This is a genomic window from Streptomyces sp. NPDC013157, from assembly GCF_042899865.1.
GTDB lineage: Bacteria > Actinomycetota > Actinomycetes > Streptomycetales > Streptomycetaceae > Streptomyces.
This window is the reverse complement of the sequence record NZ_JBIBAK010000017.1, coordinates 242,583-261,239: the sequence shown is the minus strand read 5'-3', so window position 1 is coordinate 261,239 and position 18,657 is coordinate 242,583. Positions and strand designations below refer to the sequence as shown.

17 protein-coding genes are annotated in these 18,657 nt (G+C 72.3%); 4 read left to right on the top strand and 13 right to left on the bottom strand.

Annotation, left to right across the window (positions count from 1 at the left end):
• The first annotated feature begins 50 nt into the window (after positions 1–50).
• Positions 51–911 carry a 3-hydroxybutyryl-CoA dehydrogenase gene (locus ACFY6U_RS39855; protein ID WP_390046280.1) on the top strand — a complete coding sequence of 287 codons (861 nt, stop codon included), beginning with the start codon at positions 51–53 and terminating at the stop codon, positions 909–911.
• A 221-nt stretch (positions 912–1,132) separates the two neighbouring features.
• Positions 1,133–1,390, top strand: a complete 258-nt coding sequence (locus tag ACFY6U_RS39850; RefSeq protein WP_390046279.1) for a hypothetical protein — start codon at positions 1,133–1,135, stop codon at positions 1,388–1,390.
• Here ACFY6U_RS39850 and ACFY6U_RS39845 read toward each other — a convergent pair.
• The 10 genes from ACFY6U_RS39845 to infC form a co-directional block, all read right to left on the bottom strand.
• Positions 1,387–1,935, bottom strand: coding sequence for an NUDIX hydrolase (locus ACFY6U_RS39845; protein ID WP_390046277.1), 549 nt, complete (start codon positions 1,933–1,935; stop codon positions 1,387–1,389). The genes ACFY6U_RS39850 and ACFY6U_RS39845 overlap by 4 nt on opposite strands.
• A 65-nt stretch (positions 1,936–2,000) precedes the next feature.
• Positions 2,001–3,341, bottom strand: a complete 1,341-nt coding sequence (locus ACFY6U_RS39840) for a transcriptional regulator (RefSeq protein WP_390046275.1) — start codon at positions 3,339–3,341, stop codon at positions 2,001–2,003.
• A 211-nt stretch (positions 3,342–3,552) separates the two neighbouring features.
• Positions 3,553–4,659 carry a PP2C family protein-serine/threonine phosphatase gene (locus ACFY6U_RS39835; RefSeq protein ID WP_390046274.1) on the bottom strand — a complete coding sequence of 369 codons (1,107 nt, stop codon included), beginning with the start codon at positions 4,657–4,659 and terminating at the stop codon, positions 3,553–3,555.
• Positions 4,660–4,952: 293 nt separating this feature from the next.
• On the bottom strand, positions 4,953–7,466 hold the full coding sequence (gene pheT, locus ACFY6U_RS39830) for a phenylalanine--tRNA ligase subunit beta (RefSeq protein ID WP_390046272.1): 2,514 nt from the start codon (positions 7,464–7,466) through the stop codon (positions 4,953–4,955).
• A complete protein-coding gene (pheS, locus tag ACFY6U_RS39825) occupies positions 7,466–8,587 on the bottom strand; it encodes a phenylalanine--tRNA ligase subunit alpha (RefSeq protein WP_390046270.1) in 1,122 nt (373 codons plus the stop codon). The genes pheT and pheS overlap by 1 nt, the downstream gene beginning before the upstream one ends.
• 125 nt (positions 8,588–8,712) lie before the next feature.
• Positions 8,713–9,858 (bottom strand): sensor histidine kinase, encoded by a 1,146-nt coding sequence (locus tag ACFY6U_RS39820; RefSeq protein ID WP_390046268.1) that lies wholly within the window; start codon positions 9,856–9,858, stop codon positions 8,713–8,715.
• A gap of 54 nt (positions 9,859–9,912) precedes the next feature.
• Positions 9,913–10,767 carry a TrmH family RNA methyltransferase gene (locus ACFY6U_RS39815; RefSeq protein ID WP_390046364.1) on the bottom strand — a complete coding sequence of 285 codons (855 nt, stop codon included), beginning with the start codon at positions 10,765–10,767 and terminating at the stop codon, positions 9,913–9,915.
• Between the two features lie 262 nt (positions 10,768–11,029).
• Positions 11,030–11,413 carry a 50S ribosomal protein L20 gene (rplT, locus tag ACFY6U_RS39810; protein ID WP_006141703.1) on the bottom strand — a complete coding sequence of 128 codons (384 nt, stop codon included), beginning with the start codon at positions 11,411–11,413 and terminating at the stop codon, positions 11,030–11,032.
• A 98-nt stretch (positions 11,414–11,511) separates the two neighbouring features.
• On the bottom strand, positions 11,512–11,706 hold the full coding sequence (rpmI, locus tag ACFY6U_RS39805) for a 50S ribosomal protein L35 (protein WP_046726698.1): 195 nt from the start codon (positions 11,704–11,706) through the stop codon (positions 11,512–11,514).
• Between the two features lie 133 nt (positions 11,707–11,839).
• A complete protein-coding gene (gene infC, locus ACFY6U_RS39800; RefSeq protein ID WP_390046266.1) occupies positions 11,840–12,511 on the bottom strand; it encodes a translation initiation factor IF-3 in 672 nt (223 codons plus the stop codon).
• Between the two features lie 375 nt (positions 12,512–12,886).
• On the opposite strand from infC, the gene ACFY6U_RS39795 reads away from it, so the two are divergent.
• Positions 12,887–13,261, top strand: a complete 375-nt coding sequence (locus ACFY6U_RS39795; RefSeq protein WP_217550395.1) for a DUF1844 domain-containing protein — start codon at positions 12,887–12,889, stop codon at positions 13,259–13,261.
• Between the two features lie 7 nt (positions 13,262–13,268).
• Here the strand turns inward: ACFY6U_RS39795 and ACFY6U_RS39790 are convergent, their stop codons facing one another.
• Positions 13,269–14,003: an SseB family protein gene (locus ACFY6U_RS39790; protein WP_390046264.1), complete on the bottom strand. Its 735-nt coding sequence runs from the start codon at positions 14,001–14,003 to the stop codon at positions 13,269–13,271.
• 150 nt (positions 14,004–14,153) lie between these two features.
• Between ACFY6U_RS39790 and ACFY6U_RS39785 the strand changes: the two genes are divergently transcribed.
• On the top strand, positions 14,154–15,152 hold the full coding sequence (locus ACFY6U_RS39785) for a serine hydrolase (protein ID WP_390046262.1): 999 nt from the start codon (positions 14,154–14,156) through the stop codon (positions 15,150–15,152).
• Between the two features lie 117 nt (positions 15,153–15,269).
• Here the strand turns inward: ACFY6U_RS39785 and mycP are convergent, their stop codons facing one another.
• Positions 15,270–16,430, bottom strand: a complete 1,161-nt coding sequence (gene mycP, locus ACFY6U_RS39780; protein WP_390046260.1) for a type VII secretion-associated serine protease mycosin — start codon at positions 16,428–16,430, stop codon at positions 15,270–15,272.
• Positions 16,427–17,290, bottom strand: a complete 864-nt coding sequence (locus ACFY6U_RS39775) for a hypothetical protein (RefSeq protein WP_390046258.1) — start codon at positions 17,288–17,290, stop codon at positions 16,427–16,429. Before ACFY6U_RS39775 ends, mycP begins: the two co-directional genes overlap by 4 nt.
• Between the last annotated feature and the right edge of the window lie 1,367 nt (positions 17,291–18,657).

Below are 18,657 nucleotides of genomic sequence, written 5' to 3'. Positions count from 1 at the left end.
GCCGGATCGGAGGTCCTGCCGGCCGCTCGTAGATCAGCGAAGGGGACGATGTGACCGACATCGAGAAGGTCGGAGTCGTGGGCTGCGGCCAGATGGGAGCGGGCATCGCCGAGGTCGCCGCCCGCGCCGGACTGGACGTGCGGGTCGCCGAGACCACCGGTGAGGCCCTGGAGATCGGCCGCACCCGGCTGCACAACTCCCTGGCCAAGGCCGCCGAGCGCGGCAAGATCAGCGAGGAGGAGCGGGACGCCACGCTCGCCCGGCTCAGCTTCACCACGGACCTCGGCGAGTTCGCCGACCGTGACCTGGTGATCGAGGCCGTCGTCGAGAACGAGCAGGTGAAGACGGAGATCTTCCAGGTGCTCGACCAGGTGGTGACCCGCCCGGACGCGATCCTGGCCTCCAACACCTCCTCGATCCCGCTGGTGAAGCTGGCCGTCGCCACCTCCCGCCCCGACCACGTCGTCGGCATCCACTTCTTCAACCCGGCCCCGGTGCAGAAGCTGGTGGAGCTGATCCCGGCGCTCACCACCTCCGAGGGCACCCTCAGCCGCGCCCAGATGTTCGCCGAGAAGGTGCTCGGCAAGCACGCGATCCGCGCCCAGGACCGCTCCGGCTTCGTGGTCAACGCGCTGCTGGTGCCGTACCTGCTCTCCTCCATCCGGATGTTCGAGTCCGGCATCGCGAGCCGCGAGGACATCGACAACGGCATGGAGATGGGCTGCGCGCACCCGATGGGCCCGCTGAAGCTGTCCGACCTGATCGGCCTGGACACCATCGTCTCCATCGCGAACAGCATGTACGCCGAGTACAAGGAGCCGCTGTACGCCGCTCCCCCGCTGCTCCAGCGGATGGTCGAGGCGGGGCGGCTGGGGCGGAAGACCGGCTCGGGCTTCTACACGTACGGCTGATCACACCCGGCTGTCCCACCCGGCTGACTACAGGGAGCGACGCTCCACGGGCCCGGCACCTGCTTCGGTGCCGGGCCCGTGTGTTTCACACTCCGTGTGCACCGCGGGCACGCATATGCCCTTCGCACACTCTCCCCACGCGCTCACCAGGCGAGTTCACTCTTCATGCGCATGCAAAGGGATGCGGAACAACACCCTCGATCACGCAAAGGAGCGGACCCGTGGCCACCGAACCGGAGCATCCCGTGGTCCAAGGAGAACTCGCAGAGTTACGTCGTCGCCTCGATGTGGCCTACGCCCAGGTCGAGGGAGGGCTGAACCTGCTCAGCCACCGCACCAAGGAGACCGCCAAGGAACTGGACGAGCTCAACACCCGCCTGGCCTCGCTGGAACACGCCCGCTGGCCCCTGCCCTCCCTCGCCGCGCTCACCGCACTGGGCGCCCTCGTCGTCACGGTCTGGCAGGCGCTGGGCCGCTAGAGCGCGCTCCGGTCGTCGGCGAGCCTCATGTGGTGCAGCAGGAGTAACGCGGCCGCCATGTTGGCGGCCGGGACCTCCCCGCGGGCGATCATGTCCGGGACCAGCTTGAGGGGGACCCACTCCCGGCGGTCCGACTCGAAGTCGTCCACGGGGTGTCCGACGTACTCGCCCTCGTCGGACCAGTAGATGTGGTGCCGGGCGTCGGTGAGGCCGTTGGACGGCTCCACGGTCATGAGATGGTGCAGGGTTCCCGGCCGCCAGCCGGTCTCCTCCTCCAGTTCCCTGGCGGCCGCGACGGCGATGTCCTCGCCGTCCTCGACGACTCCCGCCGCGAGTTCCCAGCCCCAGCTGTCGGTGATGAAACGGTGGCGCCACAGGAGGAGGACCTCGCCCGCCTCGTTGACCACCGTCGCCACGGCCACCGGCCGCAGCCGTATCAGGAAGTGGTCGAGGTGCCGGCCGTCCGGCAGCTCGACATCAGCGAGATTCACGCTGAACCAGCGGTTTTCATAGACAGTTTGTTCGTTCTGTTTCGTCCACTGCACGGTTCTGCCACCTTCCGCCGAGTAAGTGGCAATATCGCAGCAGCGGCTCTGAAGGCCTACCGCGCCTAGAGCGGTACGCGCAGTGCGCCGTCGATCAACTCGGCGGCCTCGGCGGTTCCGGCACCGCCGCTGCGCACCAGGTGCTCGCGTACCGCGCGGAGTCTGTCGCGCAGGCGCTGGGACTCCATCCCGCGGGCCTGCTCGGCCATCTGAACGGCCGTGGCCACCGCGTTCTCGGCGTTTCCCTGGCGCAGTTCGATGGTGCTCAGCATGGCGAGCCGGTGCACCCGCCCCCGGTCGTGGGCGGGGTTGTCGACGGCGGCCGCGGCATGCTCCCGAGCGGCGGCGAGTTCACCGAGGCTGAGCAGCGCCTCGGCCACCTGCACGTTGACCAGGCCGGGCTGGACATAGCCGGTCTCGTCGGGCTCGTGGCCCCGCCGGATGCGTTCGGCGGCCGTCTCGGCCCGTCGGATGCAGGACAGCGCGCTCGTGCCGTCGCCGAGGTGGGCGTACGCCTTGGCCTGCATCGCGTAGAGATCGGAGGCGAGGGCGGGGGTGATGTGCTTGCCCGCGGTGCGCAACGCGGCCTCCGCGAACGCGACGGCCTGCCGGAACTCCCGCATGAACAGCGCCTGGTTGACGAGGAGCGCGATGACGTACGCGCCGAGTCCCCGGTCACCGCTGGCCTTCGACAGGCGCAGCGCCTGGTGGAAGTAGCGCTGGGCGAGGCCGTGGGCGTCGGAGTCGTAGGCGCAGATACCGGCGATCGCCACCAGTCCCCCGGTGGCACGGTGCAGTTGGCGGCCCGTGGCATCCGTGTAGCTGCCGCGCAGCAGCGGCGCCGCCTCGGCGTTGAGGAAGCCGACGATCCGGGTGCGGGTGGCCATGCCGCCGGCCTTGCGGTACATCTGCTCGTAGTGCGCCCGGGCGGCGCGCAGCATCTCCAGGTCGGCCGGGGTGACCCGGTGCCGCCCGCCGCGCGAGACGTCGACGTCCTCCGGAGGGTTCTCCCACTCCCACACCGGCATCACGGCGGGCGTGCCGGTGACGGCGGGGGCGCCGAGTATGTGCGGGCGCTGCTGTTCGTCGGAGCGCCACAGGGCGGTGGCCCGTTCGACGAAGCCGGAGAGCGAGGTGGCGTGCGGGACGCTGGGCTCGCCGGGTACGCCGAGGCCGATGTCGTCGAGGGTGACCGGCCGGTGCAGGCGGGCCGCGAGCACCTCGCAGATCAGGTCGGGCACCTGGCCGCGCGGTCGCTGGCCCTTCAGCCACCGGGCGACGGCGGTGTGTTCGTAGCGCAGCGAGAGTCCGCGGGCCCGGCCCGCCTGGTTGACGTGGGCGGCGAGTCCGGCGTGCGAGATCCCCGCCTCGTCCAGGATCGCGTCGAGCAGAGAGTTGGGCTGCATGGATGCCCCCCGAGTGGCCTGGTGCCGTCAGCGTAGTGCGGGTGCGTTCACACGGGGTGTGAACGAAGTGCGCGAATCCTCAGCGTGCGCGCACTGTCGCGGAGCGTGTCGGGCCGGTTGACTGAATTGCCTCGCAAGAGGCCGGCCGGGCCGCCGGCTCCCCCTCGTACAGTGCGGTGGCCTGGCCGTTGGCTCGGTCGACGTGCGGGGACTAGCCGTGCGTTGTCGGCTGCGGGTGGGTGGGGGCTGATCGCGCAGTTCCCCGCGCCCCCAGGCAGGCATGTTGGTGCGTGCGTTCGTTGCGTAGCACCAGGAGGGCGATGTCGTCGGTGGGGCGGCCCGCCGTGTGCTGGAGCAGGCCTGTGAAGACCGTACGGAGGATGCTCTGAGGCGAGACCGGGCGGCTTCGCACGGCTGCCGCCAAGGCTTCCGGCAGGGAGAAGAAGCGGCCTCGGGCGTCTCGGGCGTCTTCGGCACCGTCCGTGTACAGGACCAGGGACTCGTCGGCGAGCAGATGGCCACAGGACGTAGCGGCGAGGTCCGACGGCAGCGGGAACGGCCCGAGGGGCGGCAGCGGGTCTGCCCGAGAGAGCAGTTCGACCCTTGACCCACTGATCAGGTACGGCCATGGATGGCCGCAGTTGAAAGCGCTGAGCCCGCCGTCTGTCGCGATCTCCAGGAGCAGCAGGGTGACGAACTCCTCGGCCACCGGACTGTCCGGGTCCAGGCCGCTCGACGGGTGCTCGGACCGGGCTCGTTCTCGGAGGTGCCGGGCGAGGGCGCGCTCGAGGCGGCCGAGTACCCGGCCCAGTTCGGGTTCGTCGTGGGCGGCCTCCCGGAAGCTGCCGAGGACCGCGGCGACCGTACCGATCGCCGCCAGTCCGTGCCCGCGTACGTCGCCCATCACGACCCGTACGCCGTGTTCGGTGGCGACGGCCTCGTAGAGATCGCCGCCGATGCTCGCGCCCCGGTCGGCGGAGAGCTGGGCGGCGGCGACGTTCAGCCCGGCGAGCCGGGGCGGCAACGGCCGCAGCAGCACGCTCTGCGCGGCGCCCGCGACCATGCGGGCCTGCCGCAACTCCCTTAGCAGGGCACGGCGGACATGGAGTATCAGCCCGGTGCCGACGGCGAAGAACACGGCGCTGGTGACGATCCGCGCACCGAGCTCGTGCTGCTCGGCCAGCGGGCACCCGAATTTGTAGCCGACCGCGACGGCGCCCCACACCGTGGGCAACCCCAGGGCGAGGGCACGGCGCCTGGGCCGTGAGTTCGTCCGGGGCCGCCTGCTGCGGGGAACCCCAGCCTTGATGCGGATCATGCCGATGGCCCCCATGTAGGCCCTGACAGAACAGACGGACCGACCCCGAAAGGCCGGTCCGATTCTGTCGACGGGATGCCCCGAAAAGGCGATGTCCGGGTTGGATCTCACCCAAATGAGTGACGATCACCGAGGCTCCCGCATTTATGCAGGTGGCAGTACTTGTAAGCGCCCGTCGGGGACGCGCCCCGTCAGGGGCGCTGGGGGTACCCCCGGCCGAAGGCTGGGGGAGGAACTGCGCGACCAGCCGCACACAACCCGCAGCCGGCCGACAACAGCTCCCCCTTCGGCGACTAGCCCCGAAGCACCGCTCCCGTACGCTCCCCCGCCAGGGCAACGGCCGCGTCCCGCGCAGCCGACGCCTCGTCCACGGTCAGCGTTCGGTCACCGGCCCGGAACCTCAGCGCATACGCCAGCGACTTCTTCCCGTCGCCGAGCTGCTCGTCGTTGACATACACGTCGAACAGCCGGATCCCCTCCAGGAGTTCACCCGCCCCCTCGCGCAGCGCGGCCTCCACATCGGCGGCCGGTACCGGCTTGTCCACCACGAGGGCGACATCCTGCGTGGCCACCGGGAACGTCGAGATGCTCGGCGCCTGCGGGGTGCCGTCGCCGACCTGCTCCAGCGCGTCCAGGTTCAGCTCCATCGCGCAGGTGCGCGCGGGCAGCCCCAGCGCCTTGACCACGCGCGGGTGCAGCTCACCGGCGTGGCCCACGACCCGCTCCGCGCCGTCGGCCACGACGACCAGCTCGGCGCACCGGCCGGGGTGCCACGGCCCGTACTGCCCGGACCGCACGATCAGCTCGGCCCCGGCCTCACGCGCGACCGCGCGCCCGGCCTCGACCGCGTCGGCCCAGTCGGCCGGACGGCCCTTGCCCCACCAGCCGGCCTGCTCGCGGGCGCCCGCGAGGACGACGGCGACGTGGCGCGGCTGCTCGGGCAGCACGGCGTCGAGCGCGGCGAGTTCCGCGTCGGTCGGGCGGCGGTCGACCGGAAGGTGACCGGCGATGCCCTGCTCCGCGCGCGGCAGGAAGACCAGGCCGGTCTCGAAGAGCGCCAGGTCGTGCGCGCCGCGGCCGTCGTTGCGCCGGAGCGCACCGAGCAGGCCCGGCAGCAGCGAGGTGCGGAGCGCGGGCTCCTCGTCGTTGAGCGGGTTGGTCAGCCGGACGACGCGGCGGGCCGGGTCGTCGACGGCCAGGCCCAGCTGGTCGAAGACCTGCTCGCTGACGAACGGGTAGTTCGGCGCCTCGACGTAGCCCGCCCCGGCGAGCGCGCGGCCCACCCGCCGGTGCAGCCGCTGCCGGTGGGTAAGACCCCGGCCGGACGGCGGCTTCGGCAGCGTGGAGGGGAGGTTCTCGTAGCCCTCCAGGCGGATGACCTCTTCGGCCAGGTCGTTCTGTTCGAGCAGGTCGGGCCGCCAGGACGGAACGGTGACGATCAGCTCGTCCTGCCCGTAGACGTCGCAGCCGACCTCCTGGAGGCGGCGGACGACGGTCTCGCGGCCGTACTCGACGCCCGCGACCTTGTCCGGGTGGTCCGCCGCGACCGTGATGGTGTGCGGCGCGGACGGCGCGATGACCTCGGTGACGCCGGCCTCGGCGGTGCCGCCGGCGAGCAGCACCAGCAGGTCGACCGTGCGCTGCGCGGCGGCCGGCGCGGCCTGCGGGTCGACACCGCGCTCGAAGCGGCGGGAGGCCTCCGAGGACAGCTTGTGGCGGCGGGCGGTGCGCGCGATGGCGACGGCGTCGAAGTGGGCCGCCTCGATGACCACGTCGGTCGTGGCGTTCTCCACGTCCGCGTGGTCGGCGATCTCGGTGTTGGCGCCGCCCATGACGCCCGCGAGGCCGATCGGGCCGCGGTCGTCGGTGATGACCAGGTCCTCGGCGTGCAGCTTCCGCTCGGTGCCGTCGAGGGTGACGATCTTCTCGCCCTCGGCCGCGCGGCGGACGCCGATGGTGCCCTGGACCAGCTTGCGGTCGTAGGCGTGCAGCGGCTGGCCGAGCTCCATCATCACGTAGTTGGTGACGTCGACCGCGAGGGAGATCGGGCGCATGCCGACCTTCTGCAGGCGGCGCTGGAGCCAGATCGGGGAGCGGGCCTCGGGGCTCAGGCCGGTGACGGTGCGCGCGGTGAAGCGGTCGCAGCCGAGCGGGTCGGAGACCTGGACCGGGTAGCCGAAGGCGTTCGGTCCCGGCACGTCGAGGAGGGCGGGGTCGCGCAGCGGCAGGCCGTAGGCGATGGCGGCCTCGCGGGCCACGCCGCGGATGGACAGGCAGTCTCCGCGGTTGGCGGTGACGGCGATGTCCAGGACCTCGTCGACCAGCTCCAGGAGCTCGATGGCGTCCCTGCCGACCTCGGTCTCCGGCGGCAGCACGATGATGCCGTGGGTGCCGTCGTCGCCCATGCCCAGCTCGCCGCTGGAGCAGATCATGCCGTGGGAGGTCTTGCCGTACGTCTGGCGCGCGGCGATGGCGAAGTCGCCGGGGAGCACCGCGCCCGGCAGCACGACCACGACCTTGTCGCCGACGGCGAAGTTGCGGGCTCCGCAGACGATCTCCTGGGGCTCACCGGTGCCGTTGGCGGTGCCGACGTCGACGGTGCAGAAGCGGATCGGCTTCTTGAAGCCCTCCAGCTCCTCGATGGTCAGCACCCGGCCGACCACCAGGGGGCCCTTGAGGCCGTCGCCGAGCTGCTCGACGGTCTCGACCTCCAGACCGCCCGAAATGAGCTTGGCCTGCACGTCGCGGCCGGTCTCGGTGGCCGGCAGGTCGACGTACTCCCGCAGCCAGGAAAGCGGGACCCGCATCAGATCTCCATCCCGAACGGCCGGGTGAACCGGACGTCACCCTCGACCATGTCTCGCATGTCCTCGACGTTGTGGCGGAACATCAGCATCCGCTCGATGCCGAACCCGAAGGCGAAGCCGCTGTACTTCTCCGGGTCGACGCCGCAGGCGGTGAGCACCCGCGGGTTGACCATGCCGCAGCCGCCCAGCTCGATCCAGCCCTCGGAGGAGCAGGTACGGCAGGGGCGGTCGGGGTTGCCGACGGACTCGCCCTTGCAGACGTAGCACAGCATGTCCATCTCGGCGCTGGGCTCGGTGAAGGGGAAGAAGTTCGGCCGCAGCCGGGTCTTCATGCCCTCGCCGAACAGCGACTGGACCATGTGGTCCAGGGTGCCCTTGAGGTCCGACATGGTCAGGCCCTCGTCCACGGCGAGCAGCTCGACCTGGTGGAAGACCGGGGTGTGCGTGGCGTCCAGCTCGTCGGTGCGGTACACGCGGCCGGGGCAGATCACGTACACCGGCAGCTCGCGGCCGAGCAGGGAGCGGATCTGGACCGGGGAGGTGTGGGTGCGCAGCACGACACCGGACTCGGTGCCGCCCTCGGGGCCCTGCACGAAGAAGGTGTCCGCCTCGCCGCGGGCCGGGTGGTCCGGGCCGATGTTGAGCGCGTCGAAGTTGAACCACTCGGCCTCGACCTGCGGGCCCTCGGCGACCTCGTAGCCCATGGCCACGAAGATGTCCTCGATGCGGTCGGACAGGGTGGTCAGCGGGTGGCGGGCGCCGGCCGGGACGCGGTCGTAGGGCAGTGTGACGTCCACCGCCTCCTCGACCAGCACCCGGGCGTCACGCTCGGCCTCCAGCTCCTCCTGGCGGCCCGCGAGGGCCTTGTTCACCGCGCCGCGGGCCTGGCCGACCAGCTTGCCGGCGGCGGCCTTGGCGTGCGGGGGCAGGGCGCCGATCTCGCGGTTGGCGAGAGCCAGCGGGGAGGTGCCGCCGGTGTGGGCGACCTTGGCCTCCTGGAGCGCGTCGAGGGAGCCCGCGGCGGCGAAGGCGGCGAGCGCCTCGTCCCGCATGCGCTCGATCTCTTCCGGTTTCAACGCCTCGACCTCGACAGGGTCGTACGACTTATTGGGTGCCGACATCTCTTCCCGTGCTTCCGATTGGCTGGCGGATGGTCCCCGAGACCGTTGGTGGGCCGTGAGAAGGACACAAAGGTGCCAAAGGCCGAGTCTAACGGGGTGGAGGTATACGAAGAGCCCGTGGGCCGTCAGGCGAGATACGCCGGCGCACTCACGGGCAACGTAAATCGGAACTCGGCACCGCCGCCGGGGGCGCGTCCGACGGTGATGGTGCCGCCGTGGGCCTCGACGATGCCCTTGACGATGTACAGCCCGAGGCCGGTGCCGCCGCGCTTGCTGCCCCGCCAGAAGCGGGTGAAGACGCGGTTCATGGACTCCTCCGGGATGCCCGGCCCCTCGTCGCTCACCGTGACCGACGTGGCTGCGTTGTCATGGCCGTCCCCTTCGCGCGGGGACGCCGTGGCCGTGATGTCAATGGTGACGGTTCCCTCGCCGTGCCGCACGGCATTTTCGATGAGGTTGCTGAGGACCTGGTCGACCTTGTCGGGGTCGGCCCAGAGCGCGGGCAGCGGCTGCTCGACGCGGAGCAGGAAGCGGTCGGCGGGCTGCCCGGCGGCGACGTACGCCTGGATGTGCCGCCCGACGGCCGCGCCTATGTCGACAGGCTGCCGGCGCACTTCCAGCCGCCCGCTGTCGATCCTCGAGATGTCCAGCAGCTCGGCGATGAGCCGGGTCACCCGGTCGGCGTCGGCGTCGACCGTCTCCAGCATCAGCCGTTTCTGGTCGTCGGTGAACCGTTCCCACTTGGCGAGCAGGGTGGCCGTGAACCCCTTGACGGAGGTGAGCGGCGACCGCAGCTCGTGTGCGACGGTGGCGATCAGCTCGGCGTGACTGCGTTCGGTACGGCGCCGGGCTTCCGTGTCCCGCAGCGACACGACGACGCGGCGGACGGGCCCGGTGGGCTCGGCGCGCACGTACCGGGCCGACACCAGCACCTCCCGTCCGCCGGGCAGCAGCAGGTTGCGCTCGGGCTGGCCGACCCGGATGGCGAGACCGCCGTACGGATCGGTGAGCTGCCACCAGCGCCGCCCCTCCAGGTCCTCTAACGGCAGGGCCTTCTCCAGGCGCTGTCCGAGGGCGTCGGCGGGGGCGGTGGCGGTGATGCGGGCGGCGGCGGCGTTGAAGCAGACGACGAGACCGTGTTCGTCGGCGACCACCAGGCCGTCGGGCAGCTCGTCGGGGTCGATGCCGAGCCCGGTGAGGTCGCCGTGCCGGGGTGCGGGCACCCGACCGGTGCCGCGGCCCCCCGGCGCGTTGCTGGTGCCGACACTCATACCCCGTACTCCACCTCTCAGACGGCGCAGCAGGCCCCCGAGCTGGTCACCCTACTAGCTCTCGGTGACGGAACGGCACCCTCCGGAGGCGCGCTGTGCACGGGCCGATGCGTAGAGACATACGGCGGCGGCGGTGGCGAGGTTCAGGCTCTCGGCCTTCCCGTGGATCGGGACGCGCACGACGGCGTCCGCCAGCGCGCGGGTCTCCTCCGGGAGCCCCCAGGCCTCGTTCCCGAACACCCAGGCGGTGGGGCCGCCCATGGTCCCCTTGTCGAGTTCGTCGTCGAGGTCGTCGGTCCCGGCTCCGTCGGCGGCGAGGATGCGCACACCGACGCCCTTCAGGCCGGCCACGGCCTGCTCGACGGGGACGCCGACGGCGACGGGCAGGTGGAAGTGCGAGCCGACGGACGCCCGGACCGCCTTCGGGTTGTACAGGTCCACGGACGCGTCGGTCAGTACGACCGCCTCCGCCCCGGCGGCGTCGGCGCACCGCAGCACGGTGCCGGCGTTGCCGGGGTCGCGGACGTTGGCGAGGACGGCGACCAGCCTGGGGCGGGCGGTGAGGATCTCCTCGAACGGCGTGTCCAGGAACCGGCACACGCCGACGAGCCCCTGGGGTGTCACGGTGGTGGAGATGTCGGCGATGACGTCCTCGGCGGCGAGGTGGATCCGGGCGCCGGCGGTCCGCGCTTCTCCGATGATGTCGGCGTACCGCTCCGCGGCCTCGACGGTCGCGAACAGCTCGACGAGCGTCGCCGTGTCACCGACCCGATGCCCCGCCGCCTCCCGCACGGCCTGCGGCCCCTCGGCAAGAAACAGCCGCTCCTTCCCCCGGAAGTTCCGCCGCCCCAACCGCCGGGCAGCGGAGACACGCGCGGAACGGGGGGAGATCAGCTCGGGGGTGGGCATGTTGTCGTTCACCTTCGGAGACATCAGTAACTTTCTTACCGCCGGGCCGACAGTTTCAGCTTGCCCGCGTTGGCGGGGTTCCGCTGCGCCCACCCGTGCCGCCCTGGGGGTACCCCCGGCCGAAGGCTGGGGGAGGAACTGGGCGACCAGCCCCCACCGGCCCGCGGCCGAAGAACCGGCTGCAGCGAGCGGCAACAGCAGGACCCGCAAGCCGTGAAGCCTGCGGGTCCTTCAGTCACGTCGGCCTAGAGCCAGCGCAGCGTCACGCCGCCTTGGGGGCGTTGACATCCGACGGCAGCGCCTTCTGGGCCACCTCGACGAGCGCGGCGAACGCGTTCGCGTCGTTGACCGCCAGCTCGGCCAGGATCTTGCGGTCGACCTCGACGTTCGCGGCCTTCAGACCCTGGATGAAGCGGTTGTAGGTGATGCCGTTGGCGCGGGCAGCGGCGTTGATGCGCTGGATCCACAGCTGACGGAAGTCGCCCTTGCGCTTCTTGCGGTCGTTGTAGTTGTAGACCAGCGAGTGGGTGACCTGCTCCTTGGCCTTGCGGTAGAGGCGCGAACGCTGACCGCGGTAGCCGGAGGCCTGCTCGAGGATCGCCCGGCGCTTCTTGTGGGCGTTGACTGCCCGCTTGACGCGTGCCACTTTTTACTCCTTGTAGCGGGGCCGCGGTTGGACTCACGCGGCCCGGAAACGACTGGGTCCCGGTACTGCTGACTCAGGCGCCGGCAGGCGCCCGTGTGTCACTTGCCGAGAAGCTTCTTGATCTTCGCGGTGTCACCCGGGGCCATCTCGGCGTTGCCGGTGAGGCGACGCGTCACACGGGACGACTTGTGCTCGAGCAGGTGGCGCTTGCCGGCGCGCTCACGCAGGACCTTGCCGGAGCCGGTGACCTTGAAGCGCTTGCTGGCACCGCTGTGCGTCTTGTTCTTCGGCATAGCGCCGTTATCTCCTCGTCGGTGGCGTTCCGGTGCCCGGTCGTGAAACCGGGCACGGTGGAACGTCGCTCTTGTATCGGTTACGTCCTGGGACTCGCGCCCCTGGTGCTGACCTGGGGCGTTGACCCCGGGATCACGCCTCGGCGGGCTCCTCGGCAGGCGCCTCGTCCGCTTCGAGCTCGGCGGCGTTCTGCGAGCGGCCGGGGTTGGCCTTCGCATCCGCCTTGCGGGCCTCCTGCGCCTGACGGGCCTCGGCCATCGCCTCGGTCTTCTTCTTGTGCGGACCGAGAACCATGATCATGTTCCGGCCGTCCTGCTTCGGGTTCGACTCGACGAAACCGAGGTCCTGGACGTCCTCCGCGAGCCGCTGCAGCAGTCGGTAGCCCAGCTCGGGCCGGGACTGCTCGCGACCACGGAACATGATCGTGATCTTGACCTTGTCGCCCTGCTTGAGGAACCGGACGACGTGACCCTTCTTGGTGTCATAGTCGTGCGGGTCGATCTTCGGCCGGAGCTTCATTTCCTTGATGACCGTGTGCGCCTGGTTCTTGCGCGCCTCACGGGCCTTCATGGCCGACTCGTACTTGAACTTCCCGTAGTCCATGAGCTTGCACACGGGCGGACGGGCGTTCGCCGCGACCTCGACCAGGTCCAGGTCGTACTCCTGCGCAAGCTCCAGCGCCTTGGCAAGCGGGACAATCCCGACCTGCTCGCCGCTGGGACCGACAAGTCGCACCTCGGGAACGCGAATCCGGTCGTTGATGCGGGGCTCGGTGCTGATGGATCCTCCTCGGTAGCACCACACGACAGCCTGGCGGGCAGCCGCGTAACGTCTGTTTCCGTAAGACCTAACCGCACCGAAGCAGAAAAAATGCCCCGGACGATCACAGGCGGGGCTCCTCGAACTACCGGAACACCGCCGCGAGGATCGCGGGGCGCAGAATCGGACGGAACGCCGTCGCCGCGAACGGCGAAGCGACCGCCTGACCGGTGACCCGCCGCCCGTGGGGCAGTCAGGTGGGAGTTCGAAGCCTCCACTTGTGGGCCGGTTCAGCTAGCTGTGAGGCATACCTGTCCGGCCGGTCGTTTCACAAGGCTAGCAGCAAAGGCGGGACAGGGCTAATTGAGACGACCTGGGGCTAAGTAAGAGCCCCCGCCCCCCTGCGCCTATCGTGTGGGCATGAGTGAGACACCCCTTCCCGGCCCCGGTGACGCCGGGCAGCCCGACTTCGACGAGATGACCCGCGACATCGCCGAGGTCCCCGCGGTCGAGGTGATCGTGACGGTCGCCGTCAACCTGATGAGCGCCGCGGCCGTGAAGCTCGGTCTGACCGAGGAGGGGGACAAGTACAAGGACCTGGACGAGGCCCGCAAGCTGGTCACCGCCCTCGCCGGCCTGCTCGACGCGTCCGCGACCGAGATCAGCTCCTTCCACGCGGCCCCGCTGCGGGACGGCCTGAAGTCGCTCCAGCTGGCCTTCCGCGAGGCCTCGATCGTCCCCGACGAGCCCGGCCAGGGCCCCGGCGAGAAGTACACCGGCCCGGTCTACGGCTAACCGCCGCTCAGTCTCTTACGTACAAGGGCTCGCCCGGAGGCGTGGTCCCGGCCGGCAGCAGTGCCAGGTCGAGGCCGCGCACCAGGCGGGCCCGCAGTGTCTCGTCGGCGGCGAGCCGCTCGGCGACGGCCCGGGCGGCCTCGGCGGGCGGCGCGGCGGCCGGGTCGAGGACCAGCGCCAGCGTCCCGTCGGCCGCCCCGGGCCCGAGGTGGGCCCGGAGCACGGCGGGCTCGGCGGCCACCGCGGCCCGGACGGCCCCGACCACGGCCGGGTCGGCGAGCGGGTCGGCGCTCGTACGCCCCTCGGCGAGGGCGAGCAGCGCGGCACCGGTCAGCTCGAACGGCACCGGCCCCGACAGGTCGAGCACCACCGTGTCGGCCTTCTCGTGCGCGGCCGCCTGCAGCGCCTGGTGCAGGGGTACGGCCACGGGCCGGGCCGCCGGGTCCCAGCGGGCCAGCGACTCGGTGGAGGTGAAGGCCGGCAGGGCGGTGCGGTGGCCCGCCTTCAGGGTGGGGACGGCCATGTCGCTGGTCTTCTCGCGGCGCAGCCCGTTCTCGTCCTCCTCGACCTCGCCGAGGACGGCGACCACCGGGACCAGGAGCCGGGCGCCCTTCAGCGCCTCCAGGACCGGCGCGACGGCGCTGCGGTCCGCGGCCCAGGCGGCCAGCGCGGCGGCCAGCCGGGGGTCGGCGGAGCCGTCGTCGTCGGAGAAGCCGGAGTCGGGAATGTTCTTGTTCGCCACGGTCCCCGACCCTATCGGTGGGATCCTGCTGCGGTTGTGCGGCCCCCGAAACCGGTTCGACACGGCTTTCACGGGAATCTCAGATTTCCCTGACCTACTTCTAACTTCCAACAAACGGCTCGCACAGTCCCCGCCCCGAGCATCGCGGGCATGGAGTCCCCCAGAGCCACCTCAGGATCCCGCCGGGCCGGCCGCCGCGCCCGGCCCCGGCGCCGGGCCCTTCTCTCCGTCTCGCTCGCCACGGTCGCCGTGGTCGGGGCCACCGCGGCGGGGACGGTGTACGTGAAGGCGCACGCGCACGGCAACGCCGTATCGTCGGCGGCGCCGCCGGCGCCGTCCTCCTCGGCCTCGGCTTCGGCGAGTGGGGAGGCATCGGTGGAGCCCGTGACGGAGCCGGCCGTGGACCGGGACGCGCTGCTGAGGACGGCGCTGGGGAAGGTGACCGTGCCGTCCGGGGCGAAGGTCTCCGCGGCCGTCCTCGGCCTGGACTCCGGCGACAGCGCGACCTACGGCGACTCGGCCTTCGACACCGCGAGCATCGTCAAGGTCGACATCCTGGCGACGCTGCTGCTGCAGGCGCAGGACGCCGGCCGGCATCTGACGGCGACGGAGAAGGCGTACGCCACGAAGATGATCGAGAACAGCGACAACACGTCGGCGTCCCAGCTGTGGGACGTCATCGGCAAGGCGGCGGGCCTGGACGCCGCGAACAAGCGGTTCGGGCTGACGTCGACCGAAGGGGGCGACGGCGCGCTGTGGGGGCTCACCCAGACCACCGCGGCCGATCAGCTCACCCTGCTCCAGCAGGTGTTCGGGGACGACTCGAAGCTGAGCGAGGCCTCGCAGGCGTATGTCCAGGGGTTGATGAAGACGGTCGAGCCGGACCAGCGGTGGGGGGTGTCGGCCGCCGCCGACGGTTCGGAGTACGCGCTGAAGAACGGGTGGCTGGCACGGAGCACGACCGGGTTGTGGGACGTCAACAGCATCGGGCGGGTGACGGTGGGCGGGACGGACTATCTGGTGGCCGTGCTGTCGAAGGGGACCGTGAGCCAGGCGAAGGGGATTTCCTTGGTGGAGGCGGCGGCGAAGGCGGGGGTGGGGTCGTTCACGGAGTCCTCCGGGTCGGCGTCTGCTTCGGCTTCGCAGTAGGGGGAGGGTTCCGGGGCTCGCGGGCGGATGCGGGCCGGTGGGGGCTGGTCGCGCAGTTCCTCCCCCAGCCTTCGGCCGGGGGTACCCCCGGCCCCCTGACCGGGCGCTCCGGACGGGTCAGACTCTTCTGCGGCCTCTCCACAGGACCACCGCCGCCACCAGAAGTACGCCGCCCGAGCCGCCGGCCAGCGGTGCTGCCCAGTCCGTCGCGCTGGTTGCCTTCGGTGCGGGGTCCGGGCCGGAGCCGAAGTACTTCTTGCTGTAGGAAGCCGACGTCAGGTTCTGCGTCTTCAGCCTGGCCGCGGCCTTGATGGCGGCCGCCGGGTCGATCATGCCGAAGCCCCGGGAGTCGTCGCGGCCGCCGGCCGGGGCGTCGCGGGCGGTGTCCTCCAGGAGTTTCTTGATCTGGGCCGGGGTGAGCCCGGGGTGGGCGGCCTTGACCAGGGCCACGGCACCGGAGACGAAGGCGGAGGCGGCGCTCGTCCCCCAGCCCTCGTAGTACTTGTGATCCGGGTCGGCGATGACGATGTCGACGCCGGGCGCGCTGATCGTGGCGTACCAGCGGCGGGTGGAGAAGCCGGCGCGGGTGCCGAACTTGTCCACCGCGGTGGCGGCGATGACGCCCGGGTAGGCGGCCGGGTAGGAGATGTGGTCGCCCTTGTCGCCGCCGTTGCCGGCCGAGGCGACGACCACGACGTCCTTCTTCAGGGCGTACTGGATGGCCTCGTCCTCGCTGGGCTCGGGGTGCGCGGAGTCGGAGTCGTCGCCGAGGGAGAGGTTGATGACGTCGGCGCCGTGGTCGGCGGCCCAGCGGATGCCCTCGGCGAGGGCGTTGCCCCGGGTGGAGCGGGCCTTGGCGCGGGCGCTGTCGCCGTCTTCGAGGATGACCCGGACGGGCAGGATGCTGGCCTCGGGCGCGACCCCCATCACGCCGTCGCCGTTGCCGGCACCGTGGCCGTGACCGGCGATGATGCCAGCCATGGCGGTGCCGTGCCGGGCCCAGTCGCGGTCGCCCGGCCCGGCGCCGAAGCCGATCATGTCCTTGGCGGCCAGGACGTTGCCGACGAGGTCCGGGTGGTCGGCCTCGACGCCGGTGTCCAGGACGGCGACGGTGATGCCCCTGCCCTTGGTGGTCTGCCAGGCCTCGTCGAGGCGCAGCGCGGACAGGCCCCACTGCTGGGCGCGGATGCTGTCCGCGTACGCGGTCGTGGACGGCAGCAGGGCGAGCGAGCCGGCCAGCAGCAGGCTCACGGCGGCCCCGGTTGCGCGGCGCTTCATGAGGGCGTCTCCGTTGCCGGTCCTGCGATGTTCTGGCGCAGTCGCCGTTCGATGCGGTCGGCCAGGCCCTGCGCCTCGTTGCCGAGGCCGGCCTGGGCCGCGGCCGTGGTGGCGCCGGACGCCTCGGCGTCGGCGGCGGGCTGCGGGGTGTCGACGGTACGGCCGTCGGCCCAGCCGGAGACGGCGTAGGCGACGACCGGGGCGTCGGCGAGCACGGAGATGGTCCAGGAGGCGCGCTGGTGCGGGCCGAACCGCTCGGCGGCGGTGTCCTTCGCGGCGTACGGGAGGGGCAGCAGGTCGGTACGGCGGTCCAGGCGCTCGCTCGTGAACCGCTTGGCGAGGGCGGCCATACCGGCCGGGTCGGCCTTCGTGAACAGCAGGCCGACGGTCGTCACGTAGCTCTGGGTGGCGTCGGTGTAGGTGGCGCGGATCAGGCGCTGGCAGCCGACGGGTGCGAGGACCTTGCGCAGCAGCGGGTCGAAGGCGCCGGTGCAGCCGGTGGCCGGGGCGACGGCGATCCGGGTCCAGGCGCGGTCGGCTCCGCCGGGGCCGGCGCCCGTACCCTGCACGGTGCGCGGGAACAGCTCGTCGACGGGCACGGTGTGCCAGAGGCCGGAGGCGGAGCTGAAGCTGGTCGCCGCGCCCGCGTCGGCGCCGTCGTCGATGATCCAGCCGCCGGTCACCGCGCCGCCGATGAGGCCGAGGCCGAGGACCATGCAGGCGGCGGCAGCGGCGGTACGAGGCGCCACGCGACCGGCCAACGACAGCCCCCGCCCACGCTCGTCGTACCCCTCGGGCTCACCGAAGGTCACAACGGGCCGTTCCCGGCCGGGAGTTCCCGCGGAGGCGGTCCAGGACATCGAGGGATCCGGGGCGGAGCCGAAGGGGTACGGCGGCGGGGCGGTGTCGCGGTAGGAAGGTGGAACGGGAGTGGGGGCGGGAGGCGGCACGGTGGCGGAGTCCGGCCGGGCCGGTGCCGCGTTCCCGGCCGTCGGCGCTCCCGCCGCCGGGCGTGCGGGACCGTCGACGGCCGGGAACGCGGCACCGGTCGCCGGCGAAGCGGCGGGACGCGTCGGGGCAGCGCTGTCCGGGAGCCCCGCCGGACGCGGCGGAGCGGAGACCGCCGGTCCACCCGGCCGGGGCGGTGCCTCGCCCGTCGGGGCACCGGACGCCGGAGGCACCGTCGGACGCGGCGGAGCACCGGTCGCCGGGACGCTGGTCGGACGCGGGGGAACACCGGTCGACGCGCGCCCCGCCGGAGGCGCTGCGGCGGCCGCCGCCGGAGGATCCGCGGGACGCGCCGGGGTACCGGCCGACGGAGGGCCGTCCGGGCGTGGTGGGGTGCCTGCCGTCGGGGCGGCCTGCGGGCGCGGTGCCGCGTCGGCGGACGGAGACTGGGCCTGGCGGGGTGGCGGCGGGGCGGTCTTCGGGGGTGACGTGGGGCGTGGCGGGGCGGTCGGGACGGGGAACGTCCGCATGTGCGGGCTCCACGCGCTGCCCGAGGCCTGCGCGCCGATGGCGCTGGTCGGGTAGTCGCCGCGCGACGGTTCGAGCCGTCCGGGGCCGGCCGCGCCGGTGCCCCCGGTCGTGTCGCCCGACGGCGCGGACGGGGTGCCCGGGCGCGCGGCCGGCGGCCCTGCGGCGGCACGCCGCTCGTCCGACGACGGCTCCGGCTCCGCCGCCGCGCGAAGGGGGCGCGGCGGGGCGGTCGGTTGCGACCCGGAATCCACGCGCCGCGGCGACGGGCCCGCACCGTACGACAGCCGGAACGGCGCGGTCCGCCCGGTCTCCCGGCCGGGGGACGCCGACGGCACAGCGCGGCCGGGCTCCCGGTCCGAGGACGTCGACGGCCCCCGTCGGCTGCCCTCCCCGCCGGTCTCCGCACCGAAGAACGCCGACGGTGTCGGCGGCACCGCCCGACCGGGCTCCCGGCCTGCAGGCGCCGGGGGCGTGTCCGGGAAGCGGGCCGAGGCCGGTGGTGGCGGCGGGGATGCGCTGGAGGCGTCCTGGGGCGGCCGGCCCTGTGGGGGCCGGAGGCTGGGATGGCGGGGCCGGACGATGCGTTCGGCGGACGTCGAACGGCCTACGGCCCGGTCCCCCGCACCCTGCTCGACCTGCCCCACCGCACCGCCCCGACTCGTCCGGTCATCACGACTCTGCTGCCCGCCGGGCCGTCCCGGCAGCTGGTCCTGCCCGGTGGCCCCGCCCCCACCGGTGGATACGTCCG